At 62.0% G+C, this 24,518-nt stretch carries 22 protein-coding genes; 13 read left to right on the top strand and 9 right to left on the bottom strand.

Going from position 1 to position 24,518, the window contains the following annotated elements; all coding sequences use genetic code 11:
* Positions 1–154: 154 nt before the first annotated feature.
* From AC3EA7_RS11435 to AC3EA7_RS11465, 7 genes are all read right to left on the bottom strand, one after another.
* Positions 155–1,444, bottom strand: coding sequence for a vWA domain-containing protein (locus AC3EA7_RS11435; protein WP_488614184.1), 1,290 nt, complete (start codon positions 1,442–1,444; stop codon positions 155–157).
* The gene (locus AC3EA7_RS11440) at positions 1,441–2,370 is read right to left on the bottom strand and encodes a type II secretion system F family protein (RefSeq protein WP_488614185.1); all 930 of its coding nucleotides are present in this window, start codon (positions 2,368–2,370) and stop codon (positions 1,441–1,443) included. Before AC3EA7_RS11440 ends, AC3EA7_RS11435 begins: the two co-directional genes overlap by 4 nt.
* Positions 2,370–3,341 (bottom strand): type II secretion system F family protein, encoded by a 972-nt coding sequence (locus AC3EA7_RS11445; RefSeq protein ID WP_488614186.1) that lies wholly within the window; start codon positions 3,339–3,341, stop codon positions 2,370–2,372. The genes AC3EA7_RS11440 and AC3EA7_RS11445 overlap by 1 nt, the downstream gene beginning before the upstream one ends.
* Positions 3,342–3,354: 13 nt before the next feature.
* Positions 3,355–4,770, bottom strand: coding sequence for a TadA family conjugal transfer-associated ATPase (locus tag AC3EA7_RS11450; RefSeq protein WP_488614187.1), 1,416 nt, complete (start codon positions 4,768–4,770; stop codon positions 3,355–3,357).
* A 14-nt stretch (positions 4,771–4,784) separates the two neighbouring features.
* Positions 4,785–6,044 carry a CpaE/TadZ family protein gene (locus tag AC3EA7_RS11455; RefSeq protein ID WP_488614188.1) on the bottom strand — a complete coding sequence of 420 codons (1,260 nt, stop codon included), beginning with the start codon at positions 6,042–6,044 and terminating at the stop codon, positions 4,785–4,787.
* 222 nt (positions 6,045–6,266) lie between these two features.
* Positions 6,267–7,049, bottom strand: a complete 783-nt coding sequence (cpaB, locus tag AC3EA7_RS11460) for a Flp pilus assembly protein CpaB (RefSeq protein ID WP_488614189.1) — start codon at positions 7,047–7,049, stop codon at positions 6,267–6,269.
* 431 nt (positions 7,050–7,480) lie between these two features.
* Positions 7,481–7,978, bottom strand: coding sequence for a hypothetical protein (locus AC3EA7_RS11465; RefSeq protein WP_488614190.1), 498 nt, complete (start codon positions 7,976–7,978; stop codon positions 7,481–7,483).
* Between the two features lie 156 nt (positions 7,979–8,134).
* Between AC3EA7_RS11465 and AC3EA7_RS11470 the strand changes: the two genes are divergently transcribed.
* Entirely contained in the window at positions 8,135–9,733 is a 1,599-nt protein-coding gene (locus tag AC3EA7_RS11470) for a helix-turn-helix domain-containing protein (protein ID WP_488614191.1), read from the top strand.
* Here AC3EA7_RS11470 and AC3EA7_RS11475 read toward each other — a convergent pair.
* Positions 9,705–10,163: a response regulator gene (locus tag AC3EA7_RS11475; RefSeq protein WP_488614192.1), complete on the bottom strand. Its 459-nt coding sequence runs from the start codon at positions 10,161–10,163 to the stop codon at positions 9,705–9,707. The two genes, AC3EA7_RS11470 and AC3EA7_RS11475, sit on opposite strands and share 29 nt — an antisense overlap.
* A gap of 110 nt (positions 10,164–10,273) precedes the next feature.
* Here AC3EA7_RS11475 and AC3EA7_RS11480 point away from each other — a divergent pair, with 110 nt between their 5' ends.
* The 9 genes from AC3EA7_RS11480 (at position 10,274) to AC3EA7_RS11520 (ending at position 19,600) form a co-directional block, all read left to right on the top strand.
* Complete coding sequence (locus AC3EA7_RS11480; protein ID WP_488614193.1) at positions 10,274–11,485, top strand: sensor histidine kinase; 1,212 nt, start codon at positions 10,274–10,276, stop codon at positions 11,483–11,485.
* Positions 11,486–11,531: 46 nt separating this feature from the next.
* Positions 11,532–12,383 (top strand): response regulator, encoded by an 852-nt coding sequence (locus AC3EA7_RS11485; RefSeq protein ID WP_488614194.1) that lies wholly within the window; start codon positions 11,532–11,534, stop codon positions 12,381–12,383.
* A 73-nt stretch (positions 12,384–12,456) separates the two neighbouring features.
* Entirely contained in the window at positions 12,457–12,762 is a 306-nt protein-coding gene (kaiB, locus tag AC3EA7_RS11490; RefSeq protein ID WP_488614195.1) for a circadian clock protein KaiB, read from the top strand.
* Positions 12,759–14,294 (top strand): circadian clock protein KaiC, encoded by a 1,536-nt coding sequence (gene kaiC, locus AC3EA7_RS11495; RefSeq protein WP_488614196.1) that lies wholly within the window; start codon positions 12,759–12,761, stop codon positions 14,292–14,294. Before kaiB ends, kaiC begins: the two co-directional genes overlap by 4 nt.
* Before the next feature lie 255 nt (positions 14,295–14,549).
* Positions 14,550–15,275, top strand: a complete 726-nt coding sequence (locus AC3EA7_RS11500; RefSeq protein WP_488614197.1) for a LysM peptidoglycan-binding domain-containing protein — start codon at positions 14,550–14,552, stop codon at positions 15,273–15,275.
* The gene (locus AC3EA7_RS11505) at positions 15,272–16,753 is read left to right on the top strand and encodes an FAD-binding oxidoreductase (protein WP_488614198.1); all 1,482 of its coding nucleotides are present in this window, start codon (positions 15,272–15,274) and stop codon (positions 16,751–16,753) included. The genes AC3EA7_RS11500 and AC3EA7_RS11505 overlap by 4 nt, the downstream gene beginning before the upstream one ends.
* Positions 16,754–16,785: 32 nt before the next feature.
* Positions 16,786–17,421, top strand: coding sequence for a Uma2 family endonuclease (locus tag AC3EA7_RS11510; RefSeq protein ID WP_488614199.1), 636 nt, complete (start codon positions 16,786–16,788; stop codon positions 17,419–17,421).
* Positions 17,418–18,704: an FAD-binding oxidoreductase gene (locus AC3EA7_RS11515; protein ID WP_488614200.1), complete on the top strand. Its 1,287-nt coding sequence runs from the start codon at positions 17,418–17,420 to the stop codon at positions 18,702–18,704. The genes AC3EA7_RS11510 and AC3EA7_RS11515 overlap by 4 nt, the downstream gene beginning before the upstream one ends.
* A 167-nt stretch (positions 18,705–18,871) precedes the next feature.
* Positions 18,872–19,600 (top strand): diacylglycerol/polyprenol kinase family protein, encoded by a 729-nt coding sequence (locus AC3EA7_RS11520; protein ID WP_488614201.1) that lies wholly within the window; start codon positions 18,872–18,874, stop codon positions 19,598–19,600.
* A gap of 2 nt (positions 19,601–19,602) precedes the next feature.
* On the opposite strand, the gene msrA is transcribed toward AC3EA7_RS11520, so the two are convergent.
* Complete coding sequence (gene msrA, locus AC3EA7_RS11525) at positions 19,603–20,163, bottom strand: peptide-methionine (S)-S-oxide reductase MsrA (RefSeq protein ID WP_488614202.1); 561 nt, start codon at positions 20,161–20,163, stop codon at positions 19,603–19,605.
* An 808-nt stretch (positions 20,164–20,971) separates the two neighbouring features.
* On the opposite strand from msrA, the gene AC3EA7_RS11530 reads away from it, so the two are divergent.
* From AC3EA7_RS11530 to AC3EA7_RS11540, 3 genes are read left to right on the top strand one after another with little or no spacing between them, the layout of a single operon-like run.
* On the top strand, positions 20,972–22,837 hold the full coding sequence (locus AC3EA7_RS11530) for a polysaccharide deacetylase family protein (RefSeq protein WP_488614203.1): 1,866 nt from the start codon (positions 20,972–20,974) through the stop codon (positions 22,835–22,837).
* Complete coding sequence (locus tag AC3EA7_RS11535) at positions 22,825–23,943, top strand: hypothetical protein (RefSeq protein WP_488614204.1); 1,119 nt, start codon at positions 22,825–22,827, stop codon at positions 23,941–23,943. Before AC3EA7_RS11530 ends, AC3EA7_RS11535 begins: the two co-directional genes overlap by 13 nt.
* Positions 23,940–24,329 carry a hypothetical protein gene (locus AC3EA7_RS11540; RefSeq protein WP_488614205.1) on the top strand — a complete coding sequence of 130 codons (390 nt, stop codon included), beginning with the start codon at positions 23,940–23,942 and terminating at the stop codon, positions 24,327–24,329. Before AC3EA7_RS11535 ends, AC3EA7_RS11540 begins: the two co-directional genes overlap by 4 nt.
* Positions 24,330–24,518: the final 189 nt, after the last annotated feature.

A 24,518-nucleotide genomic window follows, 5' to 3' on the forward strand; every position in this document is an offset into this window, starting at 1 on the left:
CCCCCCCCCCCCCCCCCCCCCCCCCCCCCCCCCCCCCCCCCCCACCACTTTGATCCGGAGTGCCACGCTGCCGCAGACGCTGCAGAGATAAACAATGCGCCACCGCGCAAGTCTTGTAAGTGAGTCCACTGACTCCCCACTGCCTACCCCTCACTCACGGCTGTACGCCATCGTCTGTTACCATACTGGCGCGCAACTCGCCTTGCTTCTCGCGCAGTTCCACTAATGTCGTCGTATTGCTCTCAACAACCACTGTCTCGAGCGTCAGTTCGGCATCACCGCCAATTTCGACACGATACGCGCCCGGTGGAATCTGGACGGTGCTGCCGATGCGACCCTGGTAAACCTCGACGCCCTGAGAGTCAACGACGCGGTAGGTCAGCGCAATTGCCTGATCGAGTGCATCGGCGAGTTGTGCCGCATTCGAGGCATCGAAATAGGCGCCTCCGCCGGATACCGCAATTCCTTCCAGACGCCGCCGCCACTCTTCCTGCTCGATGTCGAATCCAATGACGCTGATCCGCAATTGGGGATTAGCAGCGCGCAGCATTGCTGCAGTTGCGACCGGATCGCCGCCGCAGGTTTCGTCGCCGTCGCTCACCAGCACGATCAGCACGTCATCCTCGATGCCGGCAAGGTCCTGCGCCATGTCCGCCAGCGATTGGGCGATCGGCGTGCGCCCGCCGTTGACCGGACGGATGGCGTTGATGCGTGTGATGAGATCATTGCGCTCCATCGGACCAGGCGGCTGGATGAGTTCGGTATCGCTGCAGTCATCGGCGCGCCGGTGACCGTAGGTGCGTAATGCCACGTTCGTGGTTTCAGGGAGGCGGTTCACCAGCGCGATGAGCGCCTGGCGGGCAATCACCGTCTTTGGCGTGCCGTCGATGCGCGCCAGCATGCTGCCGGAAGCATCCAGGATCACTGCCAGGTTCCCGATGGTGCGGGTTGTGCGCTCTCCCGGTGCGATGCGCACGCCGAGCGTTCCGGGGAGGAGAGCCGCAGGCGGCGGTGTGGCGGTCGGCGGCAGCGGCTGCGGCGTCTTTGTTGGCGCCGGTGTCGGGGTTCTGGTCGGCGCGAGGGTGGGAAACGCCAGGTTGAGCACGAGCGGTTGCGCCGCAACGCTCACGCCCGACGCATCCAGGCGCACGAACAGCACCGCAGCGATGATCAGGCTGAGCAGCGCCGTTGCCGCTATCCCGCCGAAGACGACCGCACGCGGCGGGCGCGGTTTCGGCGGCGGCGCCGCCGGGGGTGCGCCCGCCTGTTCGATCTCCAGTTTCAGTTGGGCATCGGCAATCAATGCCTCGACATCAGGGTAGGCGTGCGTCAACCCATGCAGCTGGCTCAGGAGGGCAACTGCCTCCTCCCAGCGCGCTGCGCGCATACAGGCGACCCCCTGTTCGTACAGGTGATCCGTTTCCGGGGTTCGTTCTGCGTTCATAAGCCACCAAACGCTTCCAGCAACTGCGGCACTGCCGGTCCCAGCAGGACGGCGAAGATTGCAGGAAAGATGAGAAAAACCAGCGGAAACATCATCTTGACCGGCGCCTGATTGGCGAGCTCCTGGGCGCGCTGTCGCCGACGGGTGCGCATCTCTTCCGCCTGCACGGTCAGCACCCGCCCGATGCTGATGCCGAGCGCTTCCGCCTGTTTGATCGCCGAGACGAAACTTGCGATGTCGGGCACGCCAGTGCGCTCCGCCATATCGGTCAGCGCCTGGCGCCGCGGCACGCCCATCGACATATCGCGCAACACGCGGCTGAACTCACGCGCCAGTTCGTTCGCCCACTTCGATGTAATCTCCTGGATCGCACTCTCGAAACTGAGACCGGCGGCAGTGGCGATCGCCAGGAGATCGAGCGCGTCGGGCAAGGCGTTGAGCAGTTCGGTCTGGCGCTGGCTGATCCTGCGCGCCAGCCAGACATCGGGCAGAAAGAAGGCGCAGAGCGCGATTCCGCCGAGCAGCAGGAGATTGAAGAAGGTCGGCGCCGTGCCAGCCGCCCAACCGATCACGCCCGCCAGCAGCGCGACCAGCACACCCACAATGCCTTTGGCGCCAACGAAATCGGCGGCGGTCAATCCCCACGGATGCCCGGCCATCGCCAGGCGCAGGCGCAGCGCCTCGTAGCGATTCTGCGGCATAACCCAGGCGAATGCGCGCGACGCCCGTTTCAGTAACGGGATGATTACCCGCTCGGAGAAGGGCTTCGTCGCCTCCAGCGATGGGGCGGACGACGCCTTTTCGACCGTCGGGCTGAGATAAGCGACGAGGCGTTCACCGACCGTCGCGTCGCGGCGCGATGCCGTCAGACCCGCGATCACCAGGAGAATGGCAAGCGCCGTTATGATGCTCGGGATGATCAACATCAGACCCTCACGTCAACTATCTTCCGAATGATAAGAAAACCGACGACCGATGAGATGAATGCGCCGATCGGGATGCAGAGAATCAATCCTGGTTGAAACAGCCGCATCATATACGTCGGGTTGATCGTGAAAATGATCAACGCCAGCGCGAAGGGCAGGGCGCCGATGATGTAGCTCGAGATGCGCTGCATCGACGTAATGACGCGCACTTCACGCCGGAGTTTGGCGCGCTCGCGCATGGTTGTGCTGATGTTCTCAAGTATCTGCCCCAGATTGCCGCCGACGCGCGCATGGATCTTGATCGCCGTCACCACCAGGTCGAGGTCGGTGCTCTCCATGCGCTGCACCAGATTGTCGAGCGCCTGCGTGACGCTCAATCCGAGTTGCACTTCCTGAAACACACGCCGCAGTTCGGTGCGGGTCGGCTCCTGCACATCACTGGCGACATTGGCGAGCGACTGAACCAGGCTGAAACCGCCGCGCATCGAGGCGGTGATCAGGTCGAGCGTTTCGGGCAGTTGATCGCTAAACTGCTGCTTGCGACGCTGGCGGCGCATGCGCATCCAGAACGAGAGCGCCAGATGACCGGCGATCAGGGCGGCGGGCACGACCAGCACCTGGCGCCAGATCAGCAGCGCCAGCAGGGTGATGATCAGCGGCGCGGCAATGCGGAGCAGCAGATATTCCGGCACGGTCAGCGGCAGGCTGGCAGTAGCGAGATCGTGTTCGATCCTGGCGGCGAAACTCTGCCGTTTGATGACCTCGTTCAGCCGTTCGGCAATCTGCTGATCGTTAAGTGTGACGCTGCGCTCCGCGTTACCGCCTCCCAGGTAGGTGGCGATCCGGCTATCGACGCCGGTGTCGCGCGCTGCCAGGCTGCGCGCTGCGAACATCAGCGTCAGAATTGCCAGACTTGCCAGCAGCGCGGCGCCAATCGGAAGCACAAGATCGAGCGAGACAGGCGAGTCCATGGTGATTGCCCCTCTAGCGAACGCCTGGAATAACATTGCCGAATACCTGCGGCGACAACGTGATATTCATCTGCTGCAACTTTTCGAGGAACCGCGGTCGAATGCCCGTCGGCACGATCCGGCCGACGACCTTGCCGTCGCGCACCCCCTGCTGCTGGAAGACGAACAGGTCCGAGAGCGAGACGACATCGTTCTCCATGCCGGTAACTTCGCAGACCTGCACGATCTTGCGCGAACCGTCCTGGAGGCGTTCGAGCTGGATGATGACGTGGATTGCCGATGCGATCTGCTCGCGGATGGCGCGCAGCGGCAGGTCCATGCCCGCCATCATGACCATCGTTTCCATACGGCGCAGCGCGTCGCGCGGGCTGTTGGCGTGCAACGTGGTCATCGAACCATCGTGACCGGTGTTCATCGCCTGGAGCATGTCGAGCGCTTCACCGGCGCGGCACTCGCCGACGACGATCCGATCCGGGCGCATACGCAGCGCATTGACGACCAGATCACGCAGCGTCACTTCACCGCGCCCTTCGATATTGGCAGGGCGCGACTCGAGGGTGACGACGTGGCGCTGCTGGAGCTGCAGCTCGGCAGCGTTCTCGATCGTGATGATACGCTCATCGTCGGGGATGAACGACGAGAGTATGTTGAGCATCGTGGTCTTGCCGGTGCCGGTGCCGCCGGCGACGATGCAGTTGAGCCGGCCGAGCACGCATGCACGCAACAGTTCAATCAGTTCCGGCGATGCCGTCCCACGTGTGATCAGGTCGGTGGCGGTCAGCGGAATGCGCGAGAACTTGCGGATGGTGATGGTGCTGCCGTTGAGCGCCAGCGGCGGAATGATCGCATTGACGCGCGAGCCATCAGGCAGGCGCGCGTCGACCATTGGCGTCGTTTCGTCGCAGCGCCGGCCGAGCGGCGAGATGATCCGGTCGATAATGCGCCGCACGTGGTCTTCGTCGATAAAATGAGCGTCAGTCTCGTGCAACTTGCCGTTGCGCTCGACCCAGATCTGGTAGGGACCGTTGACCATAATCTCGCTGACTGTATCGTCAGCCAGCAGCGGTTCGAGCGGTCCAAGCCCGAGCAGTTCGGACTGCGCCAGGCGGATCAGGCGATTACGTTCACGGTCGGGAACGACGCGCCCGCTTTTGTCGAGGTGCTCGGTCACCAGATCGGCAATGCGGCGAGCATAGTATTCCGGTTCACGCCGGCCGCTGGTGTCGGTTTCGTTGATCAACTGCGATTGCACCGCTTCGATCAGATCACGTTCATCACGGTGGTCGTCGTGCGCCGGCGGCGGAACCGGTGATCGTGACGCAGCGGGTCGCACCGGTTCCACCGGTGGATGCGGATCATCGAAGGGCGAGGCATTGGTTGTCTGCTGTGCGTTGTTCGCGCCGCTGCGCGAGAAACGAAATCGATTCATGGCAAACTGTCCCCCTACGTTTCACGTCGCGCAAAACCAAAGAAACCGCGCCGTTCGATCAGCCCCGCCAGTCCCCTCGAGCGCGACCGGGACGGCGCGAGCGAAAGCGTGGCAACCTGCTCGCCGGCGACGTGTGCTGCCAGTTTCAACAGGCTCTGCCCCACCCAGCTTTCCGGATGCGACATAACGATCGGAATGCCCCGATTGACGCTGTGCGTTACCAGGCGTCCTTCACTCGGAATGTTGGCGCTGATCGGATGGCGCAGATGTTGTTTGACATCGTCGAGCGCAATGCCATCGACGCTGGGAAAGCGGTTGATCACCAGCGTGATCTTGCCGCGCGGCAGCCCTTCGCGCTGAATGAACTCCAGAAAGCGCTTGACATTCTTCAGCGACGGCACTTCCGGCGTGGTCACGACCAGCGTCTCGTCGGCTTTGCTGACCAGGGTCGCGGTGATATCGTCGAGGAACGACCAGGTGTCGGCAACGACGTAACTGTACCGTTCGAGCAGCGCATCGAGCAGACGGCTGATCTGTTCGCCGCTGATGTCGCCAGCGGCATCGGGCGTATTGGGCGCAAGCAAGACGTGTGTGCCGGAACTGTGCTGCTGGACAACCGAGCCGATCATGGCGTCGTCGATGTCGTCGAGGTGATCGATCAAATCGACCAGCGTATGCTTCGACCAGAGGTTCAGGTGCACGCCAGCATCGCCGAACTGAAGGCAGCAGTCGGCAAGCAACACGCGGCTGGCGCTCACCTGACGCAACCCGACCGCTAGGTTGGTGGCGATCGTCGTCGTGCCCGACCCGCCTTTGGGTGAGATGACGACCACAAGTTTGCCACGCACCTGCGGACGATTGCCGTCGAGCGTCACCAGGGCGCGCGAGCGGCGATCGCTTTCCGTTTCGAGCAGCGTGCGAATGCTCTGGATCAGTTCCGCATACTGGATTGGGCGTGCAAGCACATCACGTGCGCCAACCGCCACGAGCCGCCGCAGCGTCGTCGTATCGACGCGCGCCGTCACCGCGATGCAGATGGTCACAGGCAGGGTGGTGAAGACCTGCCGTATCAGTTGTTCGGTCTGATCCGGTTCACGATCCACGATCACGAGGTCTGGGCGTGTTTGCTGGATCAGTTCGAAACCAGCGGTCGTCGCCGCGACCCGATCAACGCGCGCGATCTCCGGTTCGGCAGCCAGGCGACCGATCCATTCCTGATCGAGACGTTCTGGAATGGTGACGACGACGACATGGATGCGATTATTGGCAGCCACGAGCGATGTTCCTTCTACAGAGATGCATCTACGGTAAAGACCTCAAGGGTCGGGTACGTTCTTCGACGTGCCCACGTTCGACATTCAACCTTCCCACCTGCAACCTTTTATAGTGCTCCTCTCTCGCCTCTCACCTCGCACCTCGTGCCTCGCACCTCGTGCCTCGCACCTCGTGCCTCGCACCTCGTGCCTCGTGCCTCGCACCTCTCGCCTCGCACCTTATCATCGCATGTAGCGCTGGATCAGTTCTGGCAGGTCGAGCGGCTCGGTGGTAAACGGCTCGGTATCGAGCGGCGAACGCAGCGCAAAATCGATGGTTCCGCCAGTATCTTTGATATGCTTCAGAATGATTGCGTCTTCAGGACGCATGGCGCAGAGCAGCGCAGTTGCTGGCGTTTTGGTTTCGCCTTCGCGCGGCTCCGAGCGCAGCACCTTGAGCACCTGCACATTCTGGAGCGTCAGCGCGGTCGTCGGCGTTGTCGGTTCGTCGGGCGCGGGCGCTGCCGAGGCGTTGAGCGGCGTGTTCAGGGTCAGGTACAGGTCGATGCGGTCGCCATCCTCGATCAGATTGCTCTGACCAAGGAGATCGATGATTGGGAAGGCAAAGAGCACGTAGCCGGGCGGAATTTCCTGGCTGACCGACTCGCCGCGTTCACCAACGAACATGCTCTTCTGGAATGGTTCACCCTGACCAACCGTGCGTGCCAGGATGCGATTTTCGATCTGGGTCGTCTCGGTCAGCCCATTGACGGGAACGAGATCAACGGGATAATCTTTGAGAAGGATGTCGTCGGGTCCGATGGCATTGCCAGGAGCGAGTGGTCGGGCAGCCACCGGCAATTTGATCGTCGGAACCTGCTGCGCCTGCTGCGCCAGCACCTCGCGCCGCGCCTGTTCTGCGGCGGCGACTGATTGCTGCTGCAGCACGACGTAGACCAGCGCTCCGGCGCCGATAGCAAGAAGCGCTCCTAGAGTGAGCAGTATCCAACCGCTGCGACGTGTCACTGCCAGCCTCCTTGAACTGTGGATTTGCGGACATCTCTTTACTCCTGTGAATATATCGTTTGAGGACGCAAAATGTTATTCAGAAGGCGCATAACATGTTTGTAAGCAAAATAGCGGCCTGGTATGACGACTTATATCCTCAGTCGACTCTCAGAGTCGAAAGATGAAAAAGTCGATAAACCAAAAGAGCCGCCTTCTGGTCGTCAGGATATTCTTTTTTGATTGTTGACGCGAGTGGTACGATGTTCTATCGTAGATGGCATCGTTTCATCCTGGGATTGCGTTCATCGCAGAAAACGAGGCATGGTCGTAAAAATGCAATGGCGGGAAGGCGAACCCTTCCCGCCATTGCTGCTTCATCACCGGTCATAACACGGTCCATCGATCACCCTCGCTTCCGGCTGCCGGTCCCACAGATGACTGGTCATCCCTCACGGTTCCACCACACGGATGTAGTCGGTGTAGCCGTGCGGCAGGGCGCTCAGATCGACGCCGACCGGCGGGTCAATCCCGAGCGGGTAGTTGCGCAGCACGCGCGGCGTAACTGGCGTCGCCACACGGATGTAGTCGGTGTAACCGTGCGGCAGGGCGCTCAGATCGACGCCGACCGGCGAGTCACTCCCGAGCGGGTAGCTACGCATCACCGGCGGTGCGACCGGCGCCGTGTAGCCGCGAATGTAGTCGGTCAATCCATTCGGCAGGACGGCGTTCTCCGCCCCGGCGGGCATGTCGATGCCCAGCACCGGGTTCGCCACGATCACGAATGGCGCTGGCGTCTCGGCTGCTGTCGCCGGTGGTTCGATGGTTCGATTGCTCCACGCTGCGATGCCCGCGATGACGGCCGTCGCCGCGACTGCGGCTGCGACGATCTGCCAGAGCCAGGTCGTTTCGTGTGAACGGGCGGGCTTCATCTTCATCTGGGTTGCCATGATCGTTCCTCCTTCTCATTCGCTTCGGCTGCTTGCGCTGCTTGCTGCAGCGCTTTTGTCCCCCCTATTTCAGCAGATCTGGTCTGGTATCGGGTAGCGTTTGTGCTACAAGAGTGATACTCCCGCTGATACACAGCGATGTGAGGGGAGGGCGCCATGGGCGAGCCGGTGCTGTCATTCGGCGTGTGGGTGCGCCGCCGCCGCCAGGCGCTTGGCCGGTCGCGCGATGACCTGGCTGCCGCTATTGGCATCGCCCCGGTGAAGCTGCGCAAGATCGAAGCCGATGAACGCCGCCCCTCCCCCGATGTCGCTCGCCTCCTGGTACGGCAGCTCGACCTGCCGCCCGACCTGTACCCCGCCTTCGTCCAGGCTACGCGCGGCTTGCTGGCGGTCGACCGCCTGCCCGACCCGGTTCCGGCGCATCTGCCGCTTGCCGACCGCTCTGCCCCGCCCGATCTCCCTTGCGGCGCAGTGACCTTCCTTTGCAGTGCGATTGACGACAGCGCGCGCCGCTGGGAGACCGAGCCGCAGGCGATGGCGCTCGCATTGGCGCGCTCCACCGCATTGCAGACGGCGGTGATCGCCGCGCACCAGGGGCAGGTGTTTCACGCTGCAGGCGAGCGCATCTGCGCCGCGTTCACCGACCCAACCGCCGCCGTGACCGCTGCCGTGACGATCCTGCACGCGGTCGCTGCCGACGTCTGGCCAGTGCGCGAACCGCTCAAGGTGCGCCTGGCGCTGCATACCGGCGCGGCGACGCCCCACGACGGCGACTACGCCGGGCTGGCGCTCCACTGTGGCACGCGGCTGTGCGACGCGGCGCACGGTGGGCAGGCGCTGCTGAGCCAGACGACCGCCACGCTGGTGCGCGACGCGCTGCCGGAGGGTGCGACGTTGCGCGAGTTGGGCGTGGTGCAGTTGCACGATGTGCGCCGGCCCGAGGCGGTGAGCCAGTTGGTGATCGCCGGGTTGCCAGACGCCTTTCCGCCTTTGTGGGGGCAGGGGGCGCGTGTGGGTAACCTGCCGGTTCCGCTGACGCCGCTGATTGGTCGTGAGCGGGAGCTGGAGGAACTGCGCGCGTTGCTGCACCGTCCCGACGTGCGCCTGGTGACGTTGACCGGTGCGGGGGGCAGCGGCAAGACGCGCCTGGCGCTGGCAGCGGCTGCAGACGTGGCAGCGGAGCACCGCGATGGAGTGTGGTTCGTTGACCTGGCGCCGATCCGCGATCCGGCGTTGGTGGCGGCGACGATTGCGACGACGCTGGGGGCGCCGCAGGCGCCGGGCGTGGCGCCGGAACAGGTGCTGCTGGCATTTCTGCGGGACAGTCAGCTGCTGCTGGTGCTGGACAACTTCGAGCAGGTGGTGGAGGCCGCGCCGCTGGTGGCGGACCTGGCGCGCGCCGCGCCAGCGGTGACGGTGCTGGCGACCAGCCGGACGGCGTTGGAGGTGCGCGGCGAGCATCGGGTGGAGGTGGCGCCGCTGGAATTGACTGCGCAGGTCGCCAGGGACGACGATCCGGCGTTCGCCGCGCACTGCTGGGGCGTGGCGGCGGCGATTCGAACGGGCGCTAGCGCGCCGATGTGGCCTATTGATCGCCCGGTGTATGAACGGAACATCGCCGCTGCGCGCGCCGCGCTGGGGGATGCGGCATTCGATGCCGCACAGGCTGAGGGCGCGGCAATAGCGTGGGAGGCTGCCGCGAATGCGGCGATGGGCTGGGTGACCGCTACGACAACATCGTCCGAATCAGACTGAGCACCTGCTCGATATCGAACGGCTTTTGAATGATCACCGCCCCCTCGGCTTCGAGATCGGCGAACCAGGGCTTCCGGCTCAAAGCAGTAATGACGAAAATCGGAATGCCGTCCTCCTGAAGCTGGTCCTTCATGCGCTGAAACGCTTCGACGCCATCCATTTGCGGCATCATAATGTCGCAGATCACCAGACTGGGACGAAGGGTCGCAAGTTTTTGAGTTCCCTCCTGACCATCGCTGGCAAGTTCGACACGATACCCCACCTCGCGCAACGCAATCTCCAAAACGGTCTGCATTGCCGGATCATCATCAATGACCAGAATGGTCGGCTGTTCGTCCATGAGCACATCCTGCGAAAATTGCAGATCGACTTGCTGACATCCGGTCAGGCGGCGGACGATAATGTGCGGAGGAACAACCGCCCCGATCAAAAGCGCGCCTATTATAGCACGAAGCGTAGCGCCTCCTGATAGAATTGGTATAATGTAGTAGTCACACAACCGCCAGTTAACCAATGCCGGGTTAGATGCAGAGCAGAATCATGCCCATTGTTGCTTCAACATGCGATGACGCGCCAGAAACGATCGCCTGTCAGAGCGTGCTCGATGCGATGAACGCGCAGATCGCCGTTCTTGACCGGAATGGCGTCATTATCGCGGCGAATCGGACGTGGTTTCGCTCAGTTGCGGCGCAGAGTGGCGATCGCCTGTTTCGGATCGGCGCACACTACCGCGACGACTGGACCTGTGAGCAGAGCGTGTTTGCTGATGTGGCGCCAGATGCGCCAGCCGAGATCGATGCGGTGCTGCGCGGCGAGCGATCGTCCTTCGTGCAGGAATACGCTCGCCAGACGGACGATGGTGAGCGCTGGTTCCGTCTGGAAGCGATGCCGCTCAGACAGGGGGGCGTGGCGCTCGTCAACACCGACATTACGGCACAGCAGGCCATCGAGGCGCTGGCCCGCCTGCGCGCCCAGTATCAGCGCTTGCAGAACCGTATGCGGCGGCGACGGCGGCTTGTCCACGCTCCACGCCAGTCGTTGCGATTGTTGATCGAGCAGACGACCCGCCTGGCACGCGCCAACACCGAACTCCAGCAGTTTACCTCGATCGTTTCGCACGAACTGCGCGAACCGCTGCGCATGATCACCAGTTTTCTCGATCTGCTCCGGCGACATTATGGCGAACAGATGGATGAGCGCGCCAAAGAATATGTTACATATGCGCACGACGGCGCGCTACGGATGCAGTCGCTCATCGACAAACTGCTGGCGTATGCGCGCCTCGACCAGCACCGGCCCGCTATGCGCCCTGTCGATTGCAATGATGTTCTGGCGCGTGCGATTGGCATGCTGCAGGTAGCCATCGCCGAAAGCCAGGCGGAGATCGCCTTCGAGCCATTGCCCGTCGTGCTCGGCGACGATGTCGAGCTTGGACTTGTGTTTCGCAATCTGATCAGCAACGCAATCAAGTTTCGCGGCGATGAGCGACCACGCATCGCCATCAGCGCGCAGCTTCGGACGAATGAATGGCTCTTTATGGTACGCGACCACGGCGTCGGCATTCCAGCAGAGGATGTGGAGCGCATCTTCAATATCTTCGTTCGTGGTCAGAGGCGGCATCAGTATCCGGGAAGCGGGATCGGTCTGGCGATCTGTCGGAAAGTGATTACCCGGCACGGTGGTCGGATCTGGGTCGAGCGTCCCGCCGATGGGGGGGCGCTGTTTTGCTTCACGTTACCAGCGCTTCCATAGCGCCTGTGTCAGCGCAGGCGCCGTGAGCGTCGTCGGGGTAAATGTTATGCATAGCGAAACCAGTGCGCCGCTCGAAGTTCTGCTGGTTGAAGATAATCCTGGCGATGCGCGCCTGGCTGCCGAGGCGCTGGCAGCCACAAGCATAGGGACGTTTACGCTCACGCATGTCGAACGACTGGCGGACGCGCTCGACCTGCTTCAGCAGCGGTCGTTTGACGCTGTGCTGCTCGATCTGTCGCTGCCCGACAGCGGCGGGCTGGATACGCTCAAGCGCGTGCTGGACCAGGCGCCGCATATGCCGGTGGTTGTGTTGACCATGCTCAGCGACGAAAGGCTGGGGGTACAGGCAGTGAATGCCGGCGCGCAGGATTATTTGCAAAAGGGGAGGTGCGTCCAGGAATTGCTGGCGCGCTCAGTGCGGTACGCCGTCGAACGCCAGCGTTTATTGGGTGAACTGCAACACGCCCGGCAGCAGGAACAACTGGCGCGCAACGCCCGCGAGATCGCAGCCGTTGAACAACTCTCGCACGATGAGCGCACCTCGGTGACTGCGCAATTGTACAGCGCCACACCGCTCCACGAGGCGCAACCGGACCTGTTTGCAGAACTGGTGGCGCAGTATGGACAGATTCTTGATCAACGGTTGGAACAACGAGCGTATAAAATAGATGTCAACACGACCGATCCGCTCCGCGAGATTGCCTATCAGCTTGGCTTTCTCCGCGCCGGTCCACGCGATGTGGTCGATGTACATACGCAGGCGATCCGTCCGCGTGTGCGCAATGCCAGCGTGCTCCGCATGCAGGCATACGTCGAGGAGGGTCGGTTGCTCGTGCTCGAACTGATGGGGTACCTGGTCTCCTACTATCGCACCTTTGCACTTGGCGGTGCGCATTAATTGATCTAAGATACCATTCACACCGGCGGCGGGAAAAACAGGGGCCGGACCGCTCAAGGGGGAAAGGAAACCGATGACGAGCAAGTTCGTTCTCAAGCTCTATGTCACCGGACAGACGCCGCGTACAGAGCGGGCTATCCAGAACCTGCGACGCATTTGTGAGCAGAACCTGGGGAGTCAGTATCAGTTGTTCGTGATCGACGTGCTGGAGCAGCCGCATTTGGCGGAACAGGAGCGCATCCTGGCAACTCCAACACTGATCAAGGAACTGCCGCCGCCGGTTCGACGCATCATTGGTGATCTGTCGGATACGCTCAAAGTGCTGCAAGGGCTGGATCTGCCAGTCCATCCCTCGGGTACAGGAGGAACGCAGGAGTGACTCAGAATCCGCGTCAACCAGCCATTGAGAAACTGCCAACCGGGATCAGCGGCTTCGACCTGATTGCGAACGGCGGCATTCCCGCCGGCCGCACCACGCTGGTTTCCGGCACTGCCGGCAGCGCCAAGACGGTCTTCGCCGCACAGTTTCTCGCTGAAGGCATTCGCAAATATGGCGAGCATGGGGTGTTTGTCACCTTCGAAGAGCCGCCATCTGATATTCGGCGCAACATGGAATCGCTCGGTTGGGATATTCCAACCTGGGAGAGCGAAGAGCGGTGGGCATTTGTCGATGCCTCTCCTCAGCCGGGTGAAGAAGTGCTGTTTGCGGGCAATTACGACCTCGGCGCGCTCCTGGCGCGCATCGAGAATGCCGTGCGCCGGATTGGCGCCAAACGCCTGTCGATGGACTCGCTGGGAGCGATTTTTACGCAGTTCGCCGACAGCGCCGTGGTGCGTCGCGAGTTGTTTCGCGTCGTCTCGGCGCTGAAACGGATGGGCGTGACCGCAATTATGACCGGCGAACGCACGCAGGAATATGGCGATATTGCGCGCTACGGCGTCGAGGAGTTCGTCGCCGATAATGTGATCATCCTGCGGAATGTGCTGGAAGATGAGAAACGCCGCCGCACGATCGAGATTCTTAAGTTCCGCGGCACGTCGCACCAGAAGGGCGAATTCCCCTTTACCATCATGTCCGGTGAAGGCATGGTCGTCATTCCGCTGTCTGCCATCGAACTCAAGCAGCGCTCGTCCGATATTCGGGTTACATCGGGCAATCCCGAACTCGACCGGATGTGTGGCGGCGGCTTCTTCCGCGACTCGATCCTGCTGGTGTCGGGGGCGACGGGAACCGGCAAGACCCTCATGACCACCGAGTTTATGGCGGGCGGAGTTAATCGCGGTGAACGCTGCCTGCTCTTTGCGTTCGAGGAGAGCCGCGAGCAATTGTTCCGCAATGCAACCGGGTGGGGCGTCGATTTTGATCAGATGGAGCGCGATGGGTTGCTACGCGTCGTCTGTGAGTATCCAGAAACCGCCGGGCTTGAGGATCACCTGATTGCTATGAAGAAGATGATCCAGGATTTCCGCCCCAACCGCGTGGCTGTCGATAGCCTCTCCGCGCTCGAACGCGTCTCGACGATCCGTGGCTTCCGTGAGTTCGTGATCAGCCTGACATCGTTCATCAAACATCAGGAGATCGCCGGTCTGTTCACAGCCACAACCCCAAGCCTGATGGGGGGTGAGTCGGTGACCGAAACCCATATTTCGACCCTGACCGACTCGATCATTCTCCTGCGCTACGTCGAAATGTTCGGCGAAATGCGGCGCGGCTTGACGGTGCTGAAAATGCGCGGGTCGATGCATGATAAGGACATCCGTGAGTTCACCATCGATAACCGCGGGATGCATATTGGTCGTCCGTTCCGCCAGGTCACCGGCATTCTCTCCGGCAATCCAATCCATATCGCGCCTGGCGAAATTGATCGTCTGAACCAGCTCTTCAACGATGATAATGAACAACAGTCATGAGCCACGTGAGTTCTGGCGATCCGGCGCGCCGGATCGCCACGCCTCATCAACCATCTTCCACACGTGCGCCCTTGAACCTGCCGAAAGGAATGTGCGCCGGGCGTCTTCTGCTCAGGCTATCGAAGACTCGCCACGTAACGTGCGGCGGTGGAGGAGCAGGCGATGCCTGCGCCTTTACCCGATGAGATCGCCCGAACAGGCTCGCAGCGTGTCGATCAATAGCCCGCTCTGCGCGTTCCCTGATAGGGGATAATAATGCTTCGTTCTTCGACGGCCGTGGTGATCGCTGTGCTTGTCGTCGCTGCGATTGGAACCGGTCTGGTGATCGCCAGTTTGTTCGGTGAGTGGAATACCGCAACTCCTCCGTCAACATTTTTGACCGCTGTTACGCATAGTGTGACCGCCGGTACGGAAGTGGCGCTTGCGACGCCTGTGGGGGGAAATGTGACATCCGAACCAACGCTCGCAGTTCTATCGCCCACTGCCGGTGAGACGATCGCCGTTTCTCCGGCTTCCAGCACACCGGTTTCCCCCAGTGCGCTAACAACCGCCGCGCCAACGGCTACGACGCTCCCAACCGCTACCGCAGCCCCAACCGCCGCGCCAACGGCTACGACGCTCCCAACCGCTACTGCAGCCCCAACCACGGACGGCGCCCAGGAAACGCCATTCGTTGAGTATGTTGTGCAGCGTGGCGATACGCTGTATGCCATTGCGAAACTGTTCAATGTTTCGGTTGAAGACATTCTGGCATACAATACCATATCTAATCCTTCGAGCCTGACGATCGGGCAGACGCTGCGGATACCGACAGGTGATGCGCCGTATGTGGAGTATGTTGTGCAACGCGGCGATCTGTTGGTTGCAATTGCGCAACGTTTCGGGGTGTCGATCGAGGATATTCTGGCTATCAATGATATCCGCAATCCTTCGAGCCTGACGGTAGGACAAACACTGCGTATACCACGGAGATCGCCATGAAACGCACCGGTGTGTTGGACGATCTACGGCGTGTCGTTGGACCGCGCGCCGTTATCGATGACGCCGCCACGTTGCTGACCTATGAGGCGGATGGGTGTGTGCTCGATACCCACGCGCCCAATGTCGTTGTGCTGCCCGCAACAACCGAGGAGACCGCTGAGGTGGTGCGGATCGCCAATCGCGCGGGCATGCCGATCGTGCCGCGCGGCGCGGGAACCGGACTCGCTGGCGGCGCCACGCCGATCCATGGCGGGATCGTCATTTCCACGGCGCGGATGGAACGGGTGCTGGAGGTAGATGTGCGCAATCGGCGCGCGCGGGTGCAACCAGGAGTGATCAATTGGGAACTCTCTCAGTACCTGACCCCATACGGCTACGCCTTTATGCCCGATCCATCCTCGCAAAAAGCATGCACGATCGGCGGGAATATCGCAAACAACAGTGGCGGTCCGCACTGTCTCAAATATGGCACGACGACCAACCACGTGCTGGCGTTGCGCGTGGTGCTGCCCGATGGCAGCGTCATCTGGACAGGTGACGGGCGACAGGATGGCATCGGGTACGACCTGGCGGGCGTGCTAACCGGCAGCGAAGGAACCTGCGGCATTATCACCGAAGCGTGGGTGCGCATGACTCGCCTGCCGGAGTCGTTGCGCGTGGTGCTGGCGCTGTTCCCGGATATTCCATCCGCGTCGCAGACGGTCTCGACGGTCATTGCGCGCGGGTTTCTCCCCGCTGCCCTGGAGATGATGGACCAACTGGCGATCCGGGCTGTGAATGGCATGTACCGCCTCGGATTGCCGGAAAGCGCCGGCGCTGCGCTGTTGATTGAACTCGATGGCGTGAACGATGGGCTGGACGACCTGCTTGCCGAAATCACCGGCATCTGCCATGACCTGGGGGCGATGGATGTGCGCCCCGCCAGAACAGCCGCCGAGCAGGCGCAGGTCTGGGCGGCGCGCAAAAACGCATTTGGCGCAATGGGGCGTCTGGCGCCGACGTACTATCTGGTCGATACGGTGGTGCCGCGCACCCGTCTCCCGGCGACTCTGGCGCACGTCAGCGACGTGTCACGCGAGTACCGATTGCCGATTGCCAATGTGTTTCATGCCGGCGACGGCAATCTGCATCCGCTCATCCTGTTCGACCGCCGCGACAAAAGCCAGCTCGAACGGGCGCTCAACGCTGCGACCGACATCCTGCGCGAGTCGATCAATCAGGGCGGGGTGATCAGCGGCGAGCACGGGATTGGCGTCGAAAAACGCGATTATATGGACCTGCTCTTCACCACCGACGATCTGACGGCGATGGCGGGACTGAAGCGCAATTTCGATCCGCGCGAGATCTTCAATCCGGGCAAAATCTTTCCCAAGGGCGTCGGCTGCGGCGAATTGGCGGCGCTGCGGCGACGCAGCCTGCCGGCTGCCGATCTGATAGGGGCGGATACGAATAGCGTACCGGCCGGGACATGGTTGTAAGCGGTCGGGAGCGTACTGGCGGCATTCATCGTATGGCCACATCATTTTCAGACACAGAGCACGTGCAGATTGCACCGGTTGCGCGTTCGACGTCCCGGACGTGGGAGGAGTTTCTTGCAGAGCGCGATGAAGACAACCATGCCGAGTGGGTGGATGGGCAGGTCATTCTGATGTCCCCGGCGAGCAGCGATCATCAACTTCTCAAGGTTTTCCTGGTGCAGGTGCTGGGACTCTATCTGGAACAGCATCCCCAGGGGTTGATTCTGGATGCGCCCTTCCTGATGCGATTGCCCGCACGTCCAAGCGGTCGAGAGCCGGATATTCTCTTCATTGCTCAAGAACGCATGAGTCTGCTTCAGCCATCGTTCCTCGACGGTGCAGCGGATCTGGTGGTGGAAATTATCTCCCCGGAGAGTGACGAGCGCGACCGTGGCGAGAAGTTCATCGAATACGAGGCGGCGGGTGTGCGGGAATACTGGTTGATCGATCCGTTGCGGGAAGAGGCGATGTTCTACCAGTTGACGTCGCACGGTCGCTACCGCCTGGCGCTTCCCTCGCCTGATGGCGTGTATTATTCTGCGGTCATCACCGGGCTATGGCTGCGCGTCGAATGGTTGTGGCAGCGCCCGCCTGTTCTGGGCATTCTGAAAGAATTGGGCGTCCTATGACACACCTGAGCGATGCACTCCGTTCTGTCCTTCCCTCAGAATCTGTTCAAGACGACGCCGAATCACTGGCAGCATTCAGCGTGCCGGGTGTCCGACCGGCATGCTGCGTGACACCCGGCACCATCACAGAACTTCAGATGGTTATGCGCATAGCAGCGGAGCATCGCGCTGCACTTGCGCCATGGGGCGGCGGAACGCAGCAGTTCATCGGCGCACCGCCGACCCGGCTCGATCTCGTGGTGCGCACCACGCGCCTCGACCGGGTGCTGGCACATACCCCGGAAGATCTGACGATTTCAGTCGAGTCAGGCATGACGTTTGGCGCCCTGCGCACGTACCTGAAGCAGCATGGGCAGATGCTGGCGCTCGACCCGCCGCTCCCGGATCGGGCGACGATTGGCGGGTTGATCGCAACTGCGACGGATGGACCGCGACGCCTTGGGTATGGCACGCTGCGTGATGTGTTGATCGGGATTACCGTTGTCGAAGTTGGTGGACGCCTTTCGCGCGGCGGCGGCATGGTCGTCAAGAATGTCAGCGGCTTCGATATGATGAAACTGTACCTGGGGAGTTTCGGCACATTGGCGATCATCGCCGCTGCGAACTTCAAACTGCTGCCGCTGCCGCGTGCAGCGGGGACGATCGTCTGTCGATTTGCGAAACCCGCGCAGGCGTTTGCGGCGCTCGACGAACTCGACGGCACGCAACTGGCGCCGGTTGCTGCCGAATATCTGAACAGCGGCGCTCTGGCAGCGTTGGGACGCGCCGGCGTCTGCGCGCTGGCGCTGGCAGCCGAAGGGCTGCCACAGGCGGTTGAGCGCCAGTTGCGTGATATGCGCGCCCTGGCGCTGCGCCACGGTGCGCAGGCAGTCGAGCGACTGGACGACAGCGAGGCGGCGGCGCTCTGGGCAGGCATCGCCGACCTGCCGCAGACTGCTGCGCTTGCTGCTGACGAAGCCGTGGTGAAACTGTCGGTGCTGCCGGCGGATGTCGCGGATGCCGTTGCACGTTGTGAGTCATCTGCGGCCCGTGCCGGCGCATCCGCCGTGATCGATGTACGGGCGCTCAGCGGCATTCTGTATGTGCGGGTGCAGCCGGTGACATCTGCATCGCTGACGAGCCTGCTGGCGGATCTGCCGGGGGTTCAGTGGGTGGCGACGATGCTCCCCGATACGCCGCGCTGGGGCGCGCCGCCGCAGGGCATCGAGGTCATGCAGCGCATTCGGGAAGAGTTCGATCCGCTCCGGTTGCTCAATCCGGGACGATTTCTGCCCGGGGTCTGAATCAATGCCTGAATGACCCCGTCGGTTGCTTGACATTGGGGGTTCGGGGAAATCGCTCGAACTGAAGAGTCGGCGGCGGAACGGTTGTGACAGGCGCCAACGTATGGCATCCCGCCGACCCTGGGCGTCTCTCGCGCGGGCAAGATGTCTGCGCTCCCAGGAGCGGCATGAAGAAGACAACGGAGTCGTCAATGACCACAGGTGAGTGGATCGGACTTGGCATCTCGTATGCCTACGCTATCGGGTTGCTGCTCTTCGGTGAGGCGTTGCACCGCTTCGCCGGTCTCCCCGCCGACCTGACGCGCAAAATGATTCACATCGGCGCAGGTATGTGGGTCTTTGGCATTCTGGCGATTTTTGACCGCTGGGAGATCGGCATCATTCCTTTTGCCACCTTTATTTTTGTCAACTTCGTTCTCTACCGCTACCGGATCGTGCGCGCCATGGATCGCGAGGACAGTTCGCCCGGCACGATCTACTTTGCGCTGGCGATAACGCTGATCTATGCGCTCCTGTGGCGCCCGCAGGGTCCGGTGGATCGCGGGGTGGCGGCGACGGCCGGCGTCATGGCGATGACATGGGGTGACGCGCTGGCGGCGCTTACCGGTCAGCGCATCGGCAGACGCCGGTATACCGTTGGGCAAAGCACACGCACGCTGGAAGGGTCGGCAGTGATGTTTGCGGCAAGCGCGATTGCCATGCTGCTGACGATCTTGCTCCTTCCAGGTTCAGCGTGGGCACCGTTCGCACCCGCCGCCGACCCGGTGCGTGCAGTTGTGGCCGCGCTCCTTGGCGCTGCCGTGGCTACTGCGGTCGAAGCCATATCGCCGCACGGAACGGATAACCTGAGTGTGCCGGTTGCGGCGGCGGCTGTTGCGTTTCTGGCAGGAGTCTGACCTTAGCGTTTTGCTTTGAGTCGAGCGGCGAATTGTTTCCGGGATTTCATCACCTTGGGCGCAACGACTGCCATGCAGTATCCCTGGTATGGATTCTTCGCAAAGTACTCCTGGTGATACTCTTCCGCAATCCAGAACTCTGTAAACGGCTTCACCTCGGTCACAATCGGCGCCTTCCAGACCTGTGCGGCGTTCAGTTCAGCAATCGTTTCTTCGGCGATACGCCGCTGTTCGTCGTTGTGGTACAGAATGATCGAGCGATACTGCGGACCGACATCGGCGCCCTGGCGGTTGAGGGTGGTCGGGTCGTGGATGCTGAAGAAGATGTCGAGCAGATCGCGGAAGGTGATCACCTGCGGGTCAAAGGTGATCTGAATGACCTCGGCGTGACCGGTTCTGCCAGTGCAGACTTCCTCATACGTCGGGTTGGGCTTATGCCCGCCAGCATACCCCGACTCAACGCTGATGACGCCTTCGATCTCGTCGTATACCGCTTCGAGGCACCAGAAACACCCGCCGCCGAGCGTGGCGACTTCGTAGCTTGACGTAGGTTGGGTGGTCATGAGAACTCCTTTGCATCATGGGTTCTACACAAGTATACGTCAAGTAGAACTAAGAACCAAGAACCAGGAACTGAGACCGAGAACTAATAGGAAGATCAACCAAAACCCGGACAACTGAGCCTGCCCCTGTGGAAGGGCTGGCGTGGGCTGAGCCTGTCGAAGCCAACGCCAGTCACGAGGCGGTCAATGGGCGCGAGATTGGTCAATGGAAGATTAACGATTAAAATCGGCACACCCAGGCTGGCGGTTGAAACCGCGCCTTGGGGCGAGTGCGCGCCGGGCGTCGGCCTGCGCCGACGCTTTCCCGGGCGCCGGCTGCCAGGAACCCGGTGGTTCCTGGCTGCCGGCGCCCGCGCGGACGTGAACGTCCGCGCTGAGCGAACGAAGCCCCGCTAACGCGGGGCTGGCTCCGGGCATGCGTCCACGCCAGGGCGAGAGCGCAGCAGCGCCCTTCATGCGATCAGCCCGACGGTTCAGCGTTGGGCTGTGCGTCTGGTTGTCGCCTGACAAATCGTGCTTGGACCCCGCTTTCCCGCGTGCGCAGGCGGGTGGCCGGCCGGAGGCCCACAGGCGCGAATTCATTCGCCAGCCCGCATACCGGATTTAATGCTTAATGTTCATAAGCCGCGGGCTACGGGTGCAAAGCCTGCCTGCGCGGGCTGGACCTGGCGATACCGCATTATGTTCTCAAAAATCATAATGAAGAGGGGGTGGGGATTGGTTTCAGTTCTCAGTTCTTGGTTCTCAGTTCCTGGTGTGCTATAATGCGCCGTCTGAACAGTAGCGAAACACAATAACGGAACGGGATATGAAGGGAACAGTGCGGCGCACGGGCATACTGGCGATGGTCGTGCTTGGCGTTCTGCTGATTGGAGCGGGCATGGCGCTCGCGCAGGAACGCATTGGACGATGCGCCGCAGTGCCGTGGCTTGCCGACGATTTGTTGGCAGCGCCTGATTTTACGAACCTGGCGCCCGGCACGCCATCCGGTGTGTTGCTGCCAGCGGGGTGGAGCGCGGCGGCAACCGGCGTGCAGATTGGCGACTTCACCGTTTCCGGCAGCGGTCGCTCGTTTCAGGTGCTCGGCATCGCCAACCATCTCCGCACTCCTGATGTGGCGGTGCGCCCCGGCGCGTCGTACTGCGCCGTTGCACAAGCGCTCGCCGACTCAGTCTCGGCGACACGAGTGCGCCTTGGATTTCACTGGCTCGATGCCGGCGGCGCGGTTGTGCGCACCGACTGGAGCGGCTGGCAGGAAGTACGGCGCTGGAATGGACCCGCCGATACGCAACCCTGGTCGTTGATCGGCAGTGGGTTCACGGCGCCGTCGGGCGTGGCGCGCCTGGCTGTCACCTTCCATCCCGCTTCCGATGACCGGATCTACCTGGATACCATTCGCATCCGTCCCGGACGCTTCCCTGCATCCGGCGAGCCGCCGTTGCAGTTGTCAGCGCAACCGGCAGGCGTGACGGCGCTTCCATGGCCCAACGGCGCGCGTGCGGCGCTCTCGTTCTCATTCGACTGGGAAACGACCATGGGCGGGCTGATCCACTCACGCTCGGTTGATGATCCGAATTTCGATCAGGATCCAGTGCTGCGCGGGATGCGGATGCGCGAGGGCGTGACGACCACCGTGGAACTCTTTCGGCCCTACCGTATCCGCGCCACGTACTACGCAACCGGGTACAATTTTCTGACCGGGAACCGCGAGCAGCGACGGTTTATGGGCGATCCAACGTTCACGTGGGCGAATCGCACCAATCGCTGGCAGACGGACGCCTGGCAACAGCAACCCTGGTTCTCGCCCGATCCGTATGGGACGACGGAAACCGATCCGGCGTGGTACTTCGGCGACCTGGTTCCGCTGTTGCAGCGCGAGGGACACGATATTCAAAGCCATACATTCAGCCATCTGTACGGCGGGCTTGCCGGCGTCGAGGAATGGCGCAGCGACCTCGCCGAGTGGCGTACCATCGCAGCAGATCGTGGCGTGTCGCCGGCGCGGTCGCTGGCGTTTCCCTGGAGCAGTAGCGCCGGAATGAGTTACGCAAACTGGCAGGCGCTGGCAGAAGCGGGCATCACATCGGTCACCCGCACCAACTGGAATCCGCGCCAGCCGCAGTATCACCTTGTGAGCCGGGAGGATCCGCACTGCCGCCCCGTTCCAGGGCACGAAACCATTCTGGCATGCCCGGATTTTTACCTGACCGAACGCAGCGCTGCGCAGGCGACGGACGTGATTGAGCGGGCCATTGCCGCCGGTGGCATGATCGACCTGTGGGCGCATACGGAGGAGGTGGTCAGCCCGGCTCAGATTGCCGCCTGGAGCGAGGTGGTGCGGTACGCTGCCGCGCGCCGTGACGCTGGCGATCTCTGGATCGCGCCGCTGGCAGAGATCGCCGACCGGCAGCAGGCAGTGGCGCAGGTGCATGTCGAGGAGCACAAATCCGAACCCGTGAACGCCGATTCTTTCCAGGCAGCGCCTTTGCGTCTGGCAGTGACCAATCGCAGCGCGCGCAATCTGGCAGGATTGACGCTCAGGTTGCCCTTCGACGCGCATCGGGCGACGGTGCAGCACGCGAATGACGCCGTCAACCCCCTCATTCGCGGCGCGATGCTGGTCTTCGATCTGGCAGCCGGCGAGACAGTCGAGGTGACCGTATGGCCAGCATAGCAGGAATGCGCGCGTGGGCGCGGACGGCGGCGCGAATGCGGTTCGGCGATTGGGTTGTTCTGGCGCTCCTTGTCTGCGGGGCGCTGGCGATGATGTATCCGGTGCTTGCCGCGCCATCATCTCGTATCATAGGGTGGCCTGGCGACAATATTCAGTATGTCTATGCTGCGGGATGGATCGCCGAGGCGCTGCGCACCGGCGCTTCGCCATTCGTCGATCCACGTATCAATGCGCCCGATGGTCTGGCGTTGACTGCCACCGATGTGCCATACGCCGGATACATCGCCGTAGCGCCGCTGACGTGGGTGTTCGGTCCGGTCTTTGGGTATAATGCGCAACTGGCGTTAGCACATTTTCTCTCAGGGTTGTGTGCGCATCTGTGGATACAACGCCTGACCGGCAGCCGACTTGGGGGGCTGGTGGCGGGTCTGGCATTTATGCTGACGCCGTTTCGCCTGGCGCATAGTTATGGTCACCCCCAGATTGTCAGCACCTATCCGCTGCCCTTGTTTTTCTGGGCGCTGGACGTATCGCTACAGACGCAGCCGAATCGCAAGGCGCTCGCAGGTCTGGTCGGCGCGACATTCCTGCTCGGTGCAGCGTCACAATACTATCTCGTGATTGGCTTGATCTGCGGCGTGGTCTACGCGCTGCTGACGCTGGCAACGCGACGTGTGCGCCTGGCGTCGCAGGTGTGGCTTGTGGTTCCGGCGATCCTGATTGGTGCGCTTTGGTGCGCTGCTCCGTACCTCATGACGGCGCGCAATGGCATTTATACGCCCTACAGCATTGAGGGCACTCGTATGTGGTCGGCAAGCCCGATGAACTTTGTCACACCATCGCATCTTCACCCCCTCTGGGGTTCATTCATCGAACAGCGAAGACCTGAGACGCTGTGGGTCGAAAAAACGCTCTATGTCGGCATCGTTCCTGGAATACTGGCGCTTGCGCTGCGTTACAGCGATCGTCGTCTGGTCTGGACAGGAACTGCGCTTGCAGCGGCCATCCTGGCGCTCGGCACCGATCTGCAACCGGCAATGTTCCGCTGCGCCCTGATGATCCGATCTGGCTGCCCGCATATTATCTGCACCAGTTGCCGGGCATGAATCTGATGCGGGTGTGGGCGCGCTTCGGGGTCGTGACTATTCTGTTTGTCGCCCTGCTGGCGGGTGTAGGAGCAGCATACCTGGTTCAGCGAAATGGCGTATCAGAACATCCCGACAACAGCGCCGTCGCCGGGTCCGACAGGTCTGTACAACCACATCTCATTGTGCTTTCAGTCGGGATCATCGGATTGGCGGCGCTGGACCTGATGCCGGGGCGTATTGATGAGTATACGGTGCTGACGCCTCGCCCGATTGACCACTGGCTGGCGCAACAACCGGGTGATTTTACGGTTGGATTTGTGCCGGTTATTGATGAAACAACCAACTACTATATTTTGTTTGGTACGCTCACCCACGAGAAGCGAACGATCGCCTTCATGCACTAGGCGCATATACCGCCTATCTTCCAGGATTTCAACGAGCGTTCGCGCGGCTTCCCCGATAGCGTATCGGCGCAGCGACTGCGCGAACTGGGAATACGGTATCTGCTGCTGGAGAAGCCAATCTTCGACGGCACGCGCGCTTTTCGCTGGAGCGTCGTCGAACAGCGGCTGGCGGAAACGCCGGAATTGCGC

This window comes from Roseiflexus sp. (assembly GCF_057785375.1).